The sequence below is a fragment of the Leptospira limi genome, from assembly GCF_026151395.1.
GTDB lineage: Bacteria > Spirochaetota > Leptospiria > Leptospirales > Leptospiraceae > Leptospira_A > Leptospira_A limi.
The window spans coordinates 104,148-118,755 of sequence record NZ_JAMQPV010000001.1 but is presented as its reverse complement, the minus strand read 5'-3'; the positions used below and the strand labels follow the sequence as shown (position 1 = coordinate 118,755).

Genomic DNA, 14,608 nt, shown 5'->3' with positions numbered 1-14,608 from the left:
ACCCATATTTGGAATTTTGTTTCATTCTAAAATCATGATAAATATCAACTTAGGATTTTCCTCAATTTCCGTGACAACATTTGGTGCCGGAATTTTGTGGAATCATGCAAAAGGATTCTTCCGCGCATCTTGATTCACTTCGTATCACTTGGTTGAGTGAACCCTTTCATCTTGGCATTCCCATCATTGACTTACAACATGTATGGCTTGTGCATATCATTTTAGAGTTAGAAGAAGAAATCGTAGAGGCCGAAAAAACAAATTCAGATATCGATGTTCATTCTTCCTTTCGAAAGGCCCTGGATTATGTGGCGGAACATTTTGCTTTGGAAGAGGATATTTTGGAACATTTCAATTATCCAAATTTCAAAGAACATGTACTCGGACATAGAAAATTTGCTGAGCGCCTAACAGAAAAATACTATGAGGCCAAAAATAGCCAAATGGCTGCACTTGGGATTTTACAGATTCTAAAAAAATGGTTGTTCCAACATATTCTACATGATGATACAGATTATGCAGAATTTTTTAAAGCGTCTAGTTTTGATTTAAAATCTTATTGTGTCCAGTTATTAAAGTCTGGAAAATATCCGGTTTCTAAAGAACAACTATTGATTTACCAAAATATTGTACAAATCGATACCACAAACATTCCTTTACATGAACAGACTATTGATACGATCCAAGAAATTCGGAATATTTGGAAAACCTATAATTTATCAACTGGTATTCCCATCATAGATTTACAACATATTTGGTTACTCAAGATGATAGTAGAGCTAGATCATTCCTTGAAGTTAGGTGATGGTTCAAGTGAAACTTTTCATAAAGTCATCGCAGAAGCAATTGAGTATACAAAAGATCATTTTGGTGTGGAAGATAAAATTATGCGTTACTTTCGGTATACGGATGTTGTGCAACACATGAACCAACACAAACGTTTTATTGATTTTATCAAAATGAGAAATGATGAATATAAATTGGGAAATCCTCGAGTCGGATTACATTTGGTGCAAGATCTTAGAAATTGGTTACTTTCACATATAGCGCTAGAAGATAAAAAAATTGGTCTGGCATTTGAGTCGAGGGTGAGAGAACTTTCCGAGTTCACCAAAAAACTCCACCAAAGTGGGGAAATTGGGATCTCAAGAGAACAAAAAAATCTATATAAATTGGTATTACAAACGGTCCCAGACCCCTTGGATTAAAATCTGACGGAATTTGAATTGCCAGGTTCATTTTCCGTGAAAATCCTGTTACCAAACCATGGAATACGAAGTCATCATCGGTCTGGAAGTCCACGTCCAGCTCAATACCAATTCAAAAATTTTCTCCACTGCCACTAACGAATTTGGTGGTAGTCCCAATACTCATATTTCGCCATTATGTGTTGCGCTTCCAGGCACCTTGCCTGTGTTAAATGAAGTTGTACTAGAAAAAGCAGTAAGAGCAGGTGTGGCTCTCGGTTGCGAAATTACACAATTCACTAAATTTGATCGTAAAAATTATTTTTACCCTGACCTTCCAAAAGGGTACCAAATTTCACAATTTGATAAACCGTATGCAACCAAAGGTGGGATTCATATCCAATTGAAAGGGGAAACGGAAGAAAAGTTCCTTCCACTCACTCGGATCCATATGGAAGAAGATGCGGGAAAACTCATCCACTCACATGATCCATCCATCAATCGATCTTACGTGGACTATAACCGCGCGGGAACTCCACTCATCGAAATTGTATCAGAACCAGACCTTCGTTCCTCTGATGAAGCTTATGCCTATCTAAATGAATTAAAAACCATACTTCGTTATATCCAAGTTTCGGATTGTAACATGGAAGAAGGTTCCCTTCGTTGTGATGCCAATGTATCCATTCGTCCCAAAGGGGAAAAAGGATTTCGTACACGGGTTGAAATCAAAAACCTCAACTCGTTTAAGGCCGTAAAACAAGCAATCGATTATGAAGTGGAATGGCAAAAGGATGTTTATTCTAGAGGTGAGTCCTTCAAACAAATGACAAAACTTTGGGATGCCACTCTTCTCAAAACAATTCCCATGCGTTCCAAAGAAATGAGCCATGACTATCGTTATTTTCCGGAACCAGATCTACCAACGATCCAAATTTCGGATTCGTTTATTGAGGACATTCGAAAAACACTTCCAGAACTTCCCAGACAAAAAAAGGAACGTTACAAGACTGCGCTTGGTCTTCCTGAATATGATGCTGAAGTCTTAACAAGTGAAAGGGAAATTGCAGAGTACTTCGAAGAGGCTCTTGTGATTTCTGGTGATGCTAAAAAAACATCCAACTGGGTTAAAGATGAAATCTTAGGAATTGTGAATAAAGAAAATATTTCCATCCAAGAATTTGCGATTGATCCAGTCAGGATTGGGAAACTAGTGAAACTCATCAATTCAGGTGAGATCACGGGAAAAATTGCCAAAACCATTTTTGAAGATATGTTAACTTCGAAAGACCAACCAGAAACTATCGTCGAGAAAAAAGGTCTCAAAGTCGTTCGTGATGACAAAGCTTTGGAAGAAATTGTCATTCGAGTGTTAGAATCCCAACCCGAATCAGTAGAAGGTTGGAAAAATGGAAAGGATCGTGTGTTAGGTGCCATTGTGGGTGGAGTGATGAAAGAAACAAAAGGCAAAGCCGACCCCAAACTGGTAAACGAATTGATCCTTGCCAAATTAGGCCCGTTAGGTGAAAAAAAGAAGGTGTAAAACCTTCTTAAATTTCAATTTTATGAACTGAACCAAAATCCACTGGGGACTTAAATGCTTCCTCATGTGGAATTCCATTGATCCGGCAGAGGATGGCTCGAATGGGTCCGGAATGGCATACAACAATCATAGAGTTTAGTGTTTGCTTGTTTTTTTCCTCCCATTTTTGTTTCAGAATCCCATTTGGTTTCCAATCCTCTAAAAACAAATCCACTCGTTGGATTAGATCGGTGAAAGCTTCTCCATTTGGAGTTCGGGCATTCACAAAGTCTTTCATCCAAGGAATGGTTTCTTTTCTAGGAATTTCTTCCCATAGTTTTCCATCCCAATCACCAAAATCCATTTCTAACAAACGTTCATCGGTATGGATTACAAGATCCAATGGGTTCTGCTTAGGATTGTATTTAGAGAGTAAGGCATTTGCTAATTTGACTGCACGAGGTGCTGGGCTAACTATAAAATGATCAAAGTTAGGTGGCAGGTAGGGAAAAGTTGAATCGGCCGTATCTTCCACAGGGTATTTGAGTGGAAAATCGGTACGGCCATAACAAGTTCCCTTGGGCGCTATGGTTTCTGGGTGGCGGATTAAATAAAGTTCCATATAAATACTCCTGAAATCCAAATACAAGTTTCCACAACTTGTTGGACTGCTCCAAGACAATCCCCCGTAAAACCTTGGATCCATCGTTTCATCAACCGAACCATATAAATGTAACTAGGGATGATACACAAAAGGCTCAAGAAAAAATTAGGATGTAGGTAAGCAAGAGACAAATACGGTAAAACTCCCAAAAGACTTGCAAATAAGATTTGGGGCCAAGTGATTTCTTTTGCCATCGGTTTGGCATATCCTTCTTCCTTTGCATATGGCAATAGTTTCATTACAAAAACTGATAAAAAGCGACTGAGTGTGTGGGCACTTACAAAATACAACCAAACGATAATTAGATGAAAGTCGTTAGTAAGATTCGAAATCATTGGAAGGTTTTTTCTTTGGAAATAGGAAAAGGTTTCGTATGCTCCAAGTACTTTTAGCAAAACAAGAAGACATATTCCTACAGCACCAAAACTGCCAACACGGCTGTCTTTCATAATGCGCAATATATCTTCTCTTTTCCATCCTCCACCAATCCCATCACAGAAATCAGAAAACCCGTCTTCGTGAAACGCACCTGTTAGGATCAGTAAAAAACCAAGAGAGATTGTGAAGCCGATCGTTGGTCCAAATAAAAAATGGAACAATAGGAATACGACAAATTGTATACTACCAAGTAGTAAACCAACACTAGGTGAATATTTTATCGAATGGTGTAACCATTCTTCTTTGAATCCAATCCAATTTGGAGAAGGAATTCTTGTCAGAAAGGCCAAACAAATAAAAAACAAACGAATTTCTAAAAGAAGGTATTGGATCATATTTTATACTTTTTTATCTGCATCGCTTACCCCTGCATCAGCAAAGGAAGCCATTTCATTCAAAAATTGAATGCTGAGTTCGACAAGCGGGTAAGCAGCCAAAGCACCACTTCCTTCCCCTAATCGTAAATTTAGTTTTAGTAGTGGGTTAATTTGGTAATGATTCAAAACAATGATATGGCCTTCTTCATCTGATACATGAGAAAAAATTGCATAGTCCTTTACATTTGGATCTAGATGGTAAGCTAATAAATACGCAGCGGTAGTGATAAAACCATCCACAAGAAATAGTTTTTGTTCGGATGCGACACCTAACATCGCACCAGCCATCATTCCGATTTCAAATCCGCCAAATTCGGAAAGAATTACAATTGGATCCGTTAATTTTCCTGTTCTTTGGAAAGCACGTTCTAAAATTTGAAGTTTGGATTGTTTTCCTTCTGGATTTAAACCTGTTCCTTTTCCAACCAATTTTGAAAGTGGAATTCCTGTTAAATGAGATAAAATCATGGAAGCAGAAGAGGTATTCCCAATTCCCATCTCACCAAATAAAAATACATTTGTTTCTTTGTATTTATTTTCTAATATCAAATTGAATCCATTCTGTATACATTGGTAGGATTCTTCTTTGGACATTGCTTGTGTTTTTAAAAAATTGGATGTGCTTTTGCGAATTTTTTTGATCAAAAGATTTTTTGTGGAATCATCCCAATCATGATCAACTCCAACATCGACAACTTCTACTTCAATCTGACTGTGTTTCGCAAATACATTGGCACATGCCCCACCATTTAAAAAATTAATGACCATTTGCCAAGTGACATCTTTTGGATATAGGGAAACTGGTTCTTCCGTAATCCCATGATCACCAGCAAACAAAATTAACTTCGGATTTTTGAGTCTTGGAGAAGTGGTGTTTTGAATCTCTGCAATTTGTAATGCAATCGTTTCGAGTGCACCGAGAGAACCTAATGGTTTTGTTTTGGTATCAATTTTTTCTTGGATTTTATCTCGCAAAACATGGGTTATAGGGCTAATTTTTGGTAGGGAAAATGGGGACATAGACAAAACCAGTTTGTGTAATGCACTGACACCTTCCATCGTTTTTGGGCTTGGATGGATTTGGCAGGTTTGGGAATTGGCATTTTGGGCCAAAAAAAATCGAAAATCCTTCCCTTGGGGCGCTTTACGTACGGGGGCATCGGCTTTACTATGTCACCAAGCCATGGAAGATTTTGCCCACCTGCATCTGCACACTACCTATTCCATGTTGGATGGTGCCATTCGAATCAGTGATTTGATGAAACGAGTGAAAGAACTTGGTATGAGTTCTGTCGCTATCACTGACCACGGCAACATGTATGGTGCCATCGAATTTTACAAAGAAGCAGTTAAACACGAAGTCAAACCTATCATCGGTTGTGAATTTTATGTGACTCCCTCAAGGAGTGCAGAAACCGAGTTAGATGAAATTGCTGATGGTGGAGCTTATCACATCATCTTATTGTGCAAAAATGAAATCGGTTATCATAACATCATCAAACTTGCTAGCCGTTCGTTTACAGAAGGTTTTTATCGCAAACCACGCATCGATTATGATTTATTAGAACGACATAGTGAAGGCCTTGTTTGTTTGACAGCTTGCCTTGCTGGAGAAGTGAACCGGAAAATCCTGGAAGGTAAGGAAGACAAAGCGTATGCGTTAGCTGGTCGATTGCATGAGATCTTTCGTAAAGAAGATTTTTATATGGAAATCCAAGACCATGGAATTCCAGAACAAAAGATTGTTGCTGAAGCTGTCATTGGTTTTTCCAAACGAACTGGTATCCCACTTGTTCTCACAAATGATTCACACTTTTTAACAAAAGATGATAGAGAAGCTCAAGACATTTTATTACGCATTGGAATGCGCAAAAACATCGATGATGAAATGCGCTTTGGGTTTAATGAAAATTTTTATGTAAAATCTCCTTCAGAGATGAAGGCACTTTTTCCCAATCATTTAGATGCTTACTATAATACACTTGCCATTCGTGATAAATGTTCTTTGAATTTCCAATTTGGAAACCCATTACTCCCACCTTTCGAAGTTCCACAAGGGTATGATACAGACAGTTATTTAGAAAAATTGGTTTGGGAAGGGATTTTAGAAAAATACAAAGAAATCACACCCATTGTCAAAGAAAGAACTGAATATGAAATGCAAACCATTCGAAACATGCATTTTGCAGGATACTTTCTCATAGTTCAAGATTATATCAATTTTGCAAGGCGAACAGGGATCCCAGTAGGACCTGGTCGTGGTTCGGCGGCGGGTTCCATCATTGCCTATGCACTCGGAATCACAAATGTAGATCCAATTCGATACAATTTGTTATTTGAACGATTTTTAAACCCCGATCGTAAGGATATGCCTGATATTGATACTGACTTTTGTGTAGAACGTCGCGAAGAAGTGATCAACTACATCAAACATAAGTATGGTGAAAACCGAGTTGGCCAAATCATTACATTTGGATCTCTTGCTGCAAAAGCGGCAATTAAAGATGTGGCTCGAGTTTTTAATGTACCATTTTCAGAAGTGAATGAGATGAGTAAGTTATTTCCTAAAAAATTAGGAATTACCATCCAGGAAGCAGTTGAAACTTCAAAAGACTTACGTGATGTGGCAGAAAAATCTGATCTCAATAAAAAAGTATTTTCCATTGCTCAAAAATTAGAAGGTAACTATCGTCAGGTGGGTAGACACGCAGCTGGTGTTGTCATTGCACCAACTGCATTGGAAGAAATTGTGCCATTGTCAACGGTTAGTGAACCGGGACGTGATGGGCGTTCGATTGTCACACAGTACGACAAAAACATGTCAGAACAAGTGGGACTCATCAAAATGGATATTTTAGGTTTAAAAAACTTAACTACCATCCATCATGCCACACAATTGATTCAAAAAAGACATGGGATCAAACTTGATTTGGATACCATTCCACTCGATGACCCGGCTACTTTTAGTTTATTACGAAAAGCGAATGTGTTAGGTATTTTCCAGTTGGATTCTTCCTCTGGGATTCGTGACCTTTTTGCAAAAGCACAGGTGCAAAAATTTGAAGAAATAGCCGCCTTACTTGCGTTATACAGGCCTGGTCCCATGGGATCAGGGATGTTAGATGACTATTTAGATCGTAAAAACGGAAAGAAAAAAGTAATTTTCCCACATGAAAGTTTGGCAGAAGTACTCGGCGAAACTTATGGTGTTGTTGTTTACCAAGAACAAGTAATGGGTATCTCTAGGATCATGGGTGGATTCTCTGTGGGAGACTCGGATGTTCTTCGTAAGGCGATGGCTAAAAAAGATAAATCCAAATTACCTGCCTTAAAGGAAAAATTTGTAAAAGGTGCCATTGAGAAAAAGATCAATGAAAAGTTAGCTACCGAACTATTCGAACAATTAGAAAAATTTGGTGAGTATGGTTTTAACAAATCCCACTCGGTTGCCTATGCATTTGTGACTTACCAAACTGCATACCTGAAAGCAAATTATTCCATTGAATATCTCACTGCTTTATTATCGGGAGACCATTCAAAGATCACTGATGTTGTGAAATACATCAATAATGCAAAAGATATGGGGATCAGGATCTTAGGTCCAGATTTAAGAGAATCGGGAATTTCATTTGAGATCACAGATGACAAAACGGTTCGATTTGGATTGTCTTCCATCAAAGGGGTGGGAGAACTTGCTGCAGAAAACATCATCAAAAATCGTAATGAACTTGGTGGTTACAAACAACTCAGTGATTTTACAAAAAAATTAGATACTCGTCTTGCGAATAAAAAAGTATTAGAGTCACTCGCACAAGGTGGAGCGTTTGATTCTTTTGGTTATACGAGAAAAACAATTTTTGAATCTACAGATATCATTTTAAACTATGCCAACAAAAAACAAGCTGAGGAAAAAGAAGGTCAATTTTCATTGTTTGGTGGAGCGAATGGTGGAACGGAAGAAAACTTAAATTTACCAAAAGATGGTATTGAGTGGAATGGGGATGAACTCCTTCGTCGTGAAAAAGAAACAACGGGTTTGTATTTGTCCGGCCATCCACTTGATAAATTCACAGAACAACTCAAAAGCCTAAACCCAACTTCCATTGAAAATTTAGAGGAAGTTCGACCGAAATCTAAAGTGGAAATTGCTGGTGTATTATCCAAAAAAGTTGTTAAACTTACAAAGAAAAAAGAAGAATTTGTTAACTTTATGTTGGAAGACCAAACTGGTGAAATTGAGTGTGTAGCATTTCCAAAAACTTACGCAGAATTCAAACATCTTTTCACTGAAGACAACACAGTATTTATCAAAGGAATATTAGAACGAATTGATGCCGATGAATCAGAGTTAAAGGGTCAAATCATTGTTAATAAACTAGAAGAGCTCAATTCCGTTACGATTGAGAAAAAAATGGAAAAAACTCTTCATTTAACAATCAATATGAAAGAAGAAAAAAATCGAGATGTGATTTTAAAACTCCAAGATATACTTTCTGTTCATAGAGGGGCCTCTTCTGTATTTTTTCATTTGATTGGAAACGGTGATGAAAAAAAAGTCATTCGTGCTCATGATCATTTTTCCATTGAAATCACAACGGACCTGATGAAGATGTTAACAGATATATTAGGAAAAGGTGCTGTGCGTTATACCGTTGGAGAAGAAGTGAGAGTTTACGGGTAATTTCTGTGGGAACAGAATCTATTTCCCTCGTTTTATTATTAGAGTTTTTGTGGATGGGATCTGGTGCCATCTTTTGCCTCATTTGGGCATTGTCTAACATCATCAAAAATCGAAAAAAATCTGATCTGCTTTGGTCCTTTATCTTGTTTTCTACAGGCTTATGGTTGTTAACTGGAGCCTTTATGTTCACAGGATTTTATTACCAACTTCCTTCTATAGTTTTTATCCATATCCCCTTTGTATTTTTATCTGCTTCGTTTTTATATCACTATTTGGAAAATTTGTTTTTAGAGAAAAAAATCAACCTACATTGGTTTTCGTTTTTTCCTTCCTTTCTTTCTATTGTATTCCTGATTCCATATTACCTGGAATCAGATGTAGAAAAAATAAATATATTAAATACAATTACTACTACTGAATATGGGAGTATACTGACGGGCCTTAATTTTGGAATCAAACTCTCCATTTTGATTTCTGTTGGAATTTTTTTAATCCGTGAATGGATTCCCAATGTTCGTTTGTCGGTATTTTTTACGAAACGTGCAATTTATTCGTTAGTATTTATACTTTTGATATGGATTGATTTACTTGTAGGAAGTATTGGTTTTAGTTTTCAAATTTCACTTTTTCGAAAATTGAGTGCTTACCTTTTACCCATCCTTATGTATTTTTATTTTTTCACTCGTGAATTATGGGAACCATTTGTTTCTGATGTTCGCGATACCATTCAAAAAAATAAATACGAGAAATCGAAGTTGGTTTCTGTCCCGCTTGAAGTAATCGATCAAAAACTATTCGAATTGATGTTGGAAAAAGTATTCTGTGATGAGGACCTAAGTTTATCTAAATTGGCTGAGTTAGTTGGAGTGAAGTCAGGACAATTGTCTGAATACTTTCATAAACGATATGGTTTTGGTTTTTACAATTATATCAATCAATACCGGATTGAAGAAGCAAAACGTTATTTGTTGGAACCAAATGAACGAACCATTTTGTCCATTGCCGATGCAGTCGGTTTTAATTCCAAATCCACTTTCAATCGGGTTTTCTTAGAAAAAGTGGGAGTCACCCCAACAGATTTCCGAAAACAATCAAAACTTTCCGAACCATAAGTCTCAAAGAATTCTAGAGGACGACGAATCTTTTTCCATCGATTACTCTTGTATCCAAAAGAGGAATATTGATGCGAACCATGATCGATTTTTATTTAGATCTCCCAAAACGATTTGGGCATAAAAAAGCGTTTGGAACCAGATTGGGTCCAGGTGTTTACCAATTCAAAACCTATATGGAATTGTTAAATGAAGCAAAACATTTGGCATTAGGACTGAGTGAAACTTTGTCAGAAAGAGACAAAGTCGCTATTTTTGCTGACAATTCTTATGAATGGATCCAGGCGAGTATTGCAACAACTCTCCTTGGCGCAATCGACGTACCACGTGCTTCGGATGTTACCGACCAAGATATATTATACATTCTCAATCACTCTGAATCCAAAATACTTTTCGTAGAAAATGAAACTGTATTTGAGAAAGTGATCAGGTTGGAAAAAGATTTAGAATTTCTAAAAGAAATCATTTTATTTTATCCACCAAAACAAAACAAAGAACTCAAATCCAGAAAAATTAAAATCAAAACCTTACAAGAATTAGTGACAATAGGAATTCAAAAAAGAAAGGAAGACCCTTCTGATCAAATATTTTTAGAGAATACGATCAAAGAATCTGATTTGTTTACAATGATTTATACATCAGGAACAACCGGAACTCCTAAGGGAGTGATGTTAACTCATGGAAATATCTTATTTCAACTTAAGAACTTACCGTTGAGTTTGAAAAAAGGTGATAAAACACTTTCGATATTACCCATTTGGCATATTTTCGAAAGGATATTTGAAATCTTTAGTTTATCGTATGGAGCTTGTACTTATTATAGCAGTGTTCGTACACTCAAAGAAGATTTAAAATTTGTAAAACCCAACTTTATGGCTTCTGCACCAAGGTTATGGGAAAGTATTTATGGTGGAATCTTAGGTACTTTAAATAAATCTTCGTTAGTCAAACAAAAGATGTTTCAACTTTCGATGTTTTTTGCGAAACGATTTTTTCACTCAAGACAAGTCATTACTGGGAATGTACTCGATATCCATCCAATGGTGGTATGGAAACAAATCATACGCTTTGTTTACCATTTGATTCGTTTTTTTATCGTGTGTTTTCCATATTTTATTTTTGACTTTTTAGTTTTATCCAAAATTCGAAACGCAACTGGAGGAGAACTCAGAGGTTCCGTATCGGGAGGAGGCGCATTACCATTTCATGTAGATGAATTCTTCAATATGATTGGCATTCCAGTTTTGGAAGGTTATGGAATGACAGAAACCGCACCAGTCCTTGCAATGCGAACCTTTGAGGAAATCATTCCAGGTTCAGTTGGAAAAATATTTCCACATACAGACTTACGACTTGTCGACTTACATACAGGTGAAGTTTTCCTAGATACCGAGATTGGAAAATTTGTTTATGGAAGAAAAGGGGAAATTCACGTTAAAGGGAAACAGGTTATGGCAGGTTACTATAAAAACCCTGAAGCGACAAACAAGGTTCTCGTTGCAGGTTGGTTGAATACTGGTGACTTAGGTATATTTACTTCAAATCATAATTTACGTATTGTAGGTCGTTCCAAAGAAACAATTGTATTGCTCGGTGGCGAAAATGTGGAGCCAGTACCCATTGAATCCAAAATTTTAGAGTCTGAATGGATTGACCAATGTATGGTTGTTGGACAGGACCAAAAATTTTTAAGTGCACTTGTTTATCCCAATCTAAATCGATTTGAAACAACGCTAGGAAAAGAATTTTGGAAAGATAAAGATGTGATCCAAAAAATGGAATCAGAGATAAAATCAAAGATTAATTCTCAAACTGGATTTAAATCGTTTGAACGAGTGGTTGGTGTGATTGTGATCCCAAAACCATTCGAAGTAGGTGATGAACTTACTGCTAAGTTATCACTCAAACGCCATGTGATCACAGAAAAGTATAAAAATCAAATCCATGCTCTGTACGAGTGATTGGTATTCGTGGGTGTTTGAATAGGAGTTTGCTGGAGGGTTAATTCCCTCCACTTATCCTTGTGATGTTGATACTGAAGTTTCTTTCTCCTTCATGACCAGAAAAATCTTTTGTTTGCACTTTGATTGTATTTTCGCCGGCTTTGAGATTCAAAACTCCTACCAAATAACGGTCCTTAAAGAATAAATCATCAAAACTATGGCCATCTTTTGTTTTCCATTTGGAACCATCAAACTGAAGGGATTCAAAATTTGCCACTTTGTATGTTTCACCATTGAATAAGTATTTCACTTCTTTGATACCTCTTCGTTGGCTATTTTTGATCCCACCATCAATGATACTCACTGTAAGTGGAAATGCTTTGGATACATTGATATTGTCACCATCATTTAGATTGGTATAATTTTCTCCTACATGGATGAACAAATTGGCGATTTGAGGAGGCATATTGTCTTCGACAGGAGGTAAATAGGAGAGTGGGTCGAGTAATGTCTTTCCATAGTCTTTTCCTAGAACAAAGTGTAAATGTCCGCCTGTTGAGTGACCTGTGTTGCCAGAGATTCCAATTGTATCACCCGCTTTCACTGGTTTGTGATTTTTGACTAGTTCGTTCCTTGTTCCACCTAAGTGGTAATAACCGCTCACATAACCATTTTTATGTGCAATCCAAACAATATTTCCCGAACCTCTTTCATCCTCAAAAGGATTATCTTCCGCATAACGAGAGTATAAAATGAATCCATCTCCCATGGAACGAACGGGTTGTAAAACTGAGGAAATGTCTAAACCATTATGAAAGTGGTCTTTTCTCGATTCACCAAAAGTACTCGTGATTAGGGAGGAGAGTTCCAAACCTTGGATTGGCCAAACAAAATTAAGTTTCCCTTCGGACTTCTGTCCCTCAGCGAAAATAAAACTTGCCAGAAGAGTCAAAATCACAACAATACGTTTCATGTTATTAGAAGTCTTGGGGTGGGTTCCTTTTTAGGAAAGTAGTTTATGGAACAGACTTCTTATTCCACCGAAGAAATTTTGGAACTTGTCAAAGAATGTGGGACTGGCAACGAAAAATCCCTACAAAAGTTTTTTGATCATTATTCCCAAGATATCTATAATTTTCCCATCCGTGTCTTCCATCTAACGGAAGATGATGCTTCCGACTATTATATTTATGCCTTTGAGCGTCTCAAAACTGGAAAACGGTTTAAAAGTTTTGTTGGGAAATCGAGTTTTAAGACTTGGTTTTTTTCCGTACTCCGAAACTTACTCATCGATTGGCAACGCACCAAACGTGAGGTGAAAACCCAGACAGTTTCCAAGGTCAATAAGGAAGGAAAGGAATACAGCACTATCGAAGACGAACCCGATAAACGTGCCGATGCCCTTGCTCATGCCCTTGATGTCTCAGACCAATTCCAATCCGTACTTTCCACAATTAAAATGGAAAATCGAATCGTATTCAAATTGTCTTTTGTGTACTACCTTCACCTAGACCCTGAAGAAATATTCTACATTGCTCAAAAAACGAGCCGACCTGAGGAAGAGATTCGTTCTGAAATTTTGTCGCTACGAGAAGAGTTATCCAACCGAGAGGAGGAAAACCTCAAGATGGAAGACAAAATCACTTCTTTGTATTTGAATATTCTAGATTTAAAAGAGCAGAAAAAACAAAAGGCCCAGGGTGATTCTGTAGAAGCACAATATTATAAAGAACGATTGGATCATGCCCTTGCGAAAAAGTACGAACAACGTAAAAAACTGATCGAAAAGAAACAAAAAGGTCACTTCCTCGTTCGAACTCCTTACCGGGAAATTGCTCGAATCTTAGGGATTTCCGAAGGTGGGGTAAGTGTCACCCTGCTCCGTGTACTCGAAAAAATACAAAAAAAAATGCATTCTGTAACGGGAGAGTCGTGATTTCCTTCGTCATACAATATACCGTGGAGGGGCCACATGGAAAATCAGGACTTTAACGCAGAATCATTGGAAATTGCTCGGGAATTATTCCTAAAGGGTTCGTTTCCTAGTGAGGCTGAGTTGCAAGATCACCCAGACCTTTGGGACGCATACTGGTACTGTGAGGAATCCTTTTTTGCAGAATTGAGAAAAGAGGTATGGAAGGAAGATGCGTTAGCAGAGACCTTTCTCCTGCAAAAAGCTGAAAACACTGTTCACCGAGCCCAAATTCCATTCCCTGAATACTTAAAAGAATACACACGAACTCGTTTATCTAGTCCTGAATCAAAAGACAATTTGATTGTCCGCCTAACACAATCGGGGATTCGAGTGATCGACAGCCTCATTGAGTCGTTCCAAATCCGAGAGACAATGGAACTGGCACCGATGATGCGCTCAGCATCCGCTGATGTACGTTCAGAAAATACAAATTCCGTTATATTTGAAGAAACCACAAAAGAAAACCAAAAGTTCTATTACCAGATTGTAAAAGAAAATGAGACAGAAGTTTACCTTTCCGTCAAAGCAGAAGGAAGTTCTGGGTTCCAACAAGTAAACCTTCGCAGGGATGGAAGGTTCATTTTATCGAACAAAATCAATCTGGATGGCAGTGCCAGTTTTTCAGGGTTAACCCCTGGTAGTTACACCATAGAGTTTGTGGGACCTAATCTTTCAAAATCGTTTGACTTGTCCATTCTCCTTGGTTAGC

Annotated in this window: 11 protein-coding genes; 7 read left to right on the top strand and 4 right to left on the bottom strand. The window is 37.5% G+C overall.

Translation table 11 applies throughout. The features are described from left to right. Positions 1-104: 104 nt before the first annotated feature. Positions 105-1,208, top strand: a complete 1,104-nt coding sequence (locus tag ND812_RS00530; protein ID WP_265373803.1) for a bacteriohemerythrin — start codon at positions 105-107, stop codon at positions 1,206-1,208. A gap of 58 nt (positions 1,209-1,266) precedes the next feature. Next, positions 1,267-2,730 (top strand): Asp-tRNA(Asn)/Glu-tRNA(Gln) amidotransferase subunit GatB, encoded by a 1,464-nt coding sequence (gene gatB, locus ND812_RS00525; RefSeq protein WP_265373802.1) that lies wholly within the window; start codon positions 1,267-1,269, stop codon positions 2,728-2,730. 7 nt (positions 2,731-2,737) lie between these two features. On the opposite strand, the gene ND812_RS00520 is transcribed toward gatB, so the two are convergent. Genes ND812_RS00520 through cobT form a run of 3 tightly spaced genes read right to left on the bottom strand, consistent with a single transcriptional unit; the run spans position 2,738 to position 5,208 of the window. Continuing rightward, positions 2,738-3,331 (bottom strand): histidine phosphatase family protein, encoded by a 594-nt coding sequence (locus ND812_RS00520; protein WP_265373801.1) that lies wholly within the window; start codon positions 3,329-3,331, stop codon positions 2,738-2,740. Continuing rightward, positions 3,316-4,143: an adenosylcobinamide-GDP ribazoletransferase gene (locus tag ND812_RS00515; RefSeq protein WP_265375878.1), complete on the bottom strand. Its 828-nt coding sequence runs from the start codon at positions 4,141-4,143 to the stop codon at positions 3,316-3,318. The genes ND812_RS00520 and ND812_RS00515 overlap by 16 nt, the downstream gene beginning before the upstream one ends. A gap of 6 nt (positions 4,144-4,149) precedes the next feature. Continuing rightward, the gene (gene cobT, locus ND812_RS00510) at positions 4,150-5,208 is read right to left on the bottom strand and encodes a nicotinate-nucleotide--dimethylbenzimidazole phosphoribosyltransferase (protein WP_265375877.1); all 1,059 of its coding nucleotides are present in this window, start codon (positions 5,206-5,208) and stop codon (positions 4,150-4,152) included. A 163-nt stretch (positions 5,209-5,371) separates the two neighbouring features. On the opposite strand from cobT, the gene dnaE reads away from it, so the two are divergent. The 3 genes from dnaE to ND812_RS00495 all read left to right on the top strand — a co-directional run bounded on the left by dnaE (position 5,372) and on the right by ND812_RS00495 (position 11,942). Further along, a complete protein-coding gene (gene dnaE / locus ND812_RS00505) occupies positions 5,372-8,869 on the top strand; it encodes a DNA polymerase III subunit alpha (protein WP_265375876.1) in 3,498 nt (1,165 codons plus the stop codon). A gap of 5 nt (positions 8,870-8,874) precedes the next feature. Beyond that, on the top strand, positions 8,875-9,981 hold the full coding sequence (locus ND812_RS00500) for a helix-turn-helix domain-containing protein (RefSeq protein WP_265373800.1): 1,107 nt from the start codon (positions 8,875-8,877) through the stop codon (positions 9,979-9,981). A gap of 71 nt (positions 9,982-10,052) precedes the next feature. After that, on the top strand, positions 10,053-11,942 hold the full coding sequence (locus ND812_RS00495; protein WP_265373799.1) for an AMP-dependent synthetase/ligase: 1,890 nt from the start codon (positions 10,053-10,055) through the stop codon (positions 11,940-11,942). Between the two features lie 40 nt (positions 11,943-11,982). On the opposite strand, the gene ND812_RS00490 is transcribed toward ND812_RS00495, so the two are convergent. Next, a complete protein-coding gene (locus ND812_RS00490; RefSeq protein WP_265373798.1) occupies positions 11,983-12,897 on the bottom strand; it encodes a M23 family metallopeptidase in 915 nt (304 codons plus the stop codon). A gap of 45 nt (positions 12,898-12,942) precedes the next feature. Here ND812_RS00490 and ND812_RS00485 point away from each other — a divergent pair, with 45 nt between their 5' ends. Both ND812_RS00485 and ND812_RS00480 read left to right on the top strand, forming a co-directional pair. Beyond that, a complete protein-coding gene (locus ND812_RS00485) occupies positions 12,943-13,860 on the top strand; it encodes a sigma-70 family RNA polymerase sigma factor (RefSeq protein ID WP_265373797.1) in 918 nt (305 codons plus the stop codon). A gap of 36 nt (positions 13,861-13,896) precedes the next feature. After that, positions 13,897-14,607 (top strand): hypothetical protein, encoded by a 711-nt coding sequence (locus tag ND812_RS00480; RefSeq protein ID WP_265373796.1) that lies wholly within the window; start codon positions 13,897-13,899, stop codon positions 14,605-14,607. Position 14,608 lies beyond the last annotated feature (1 nt).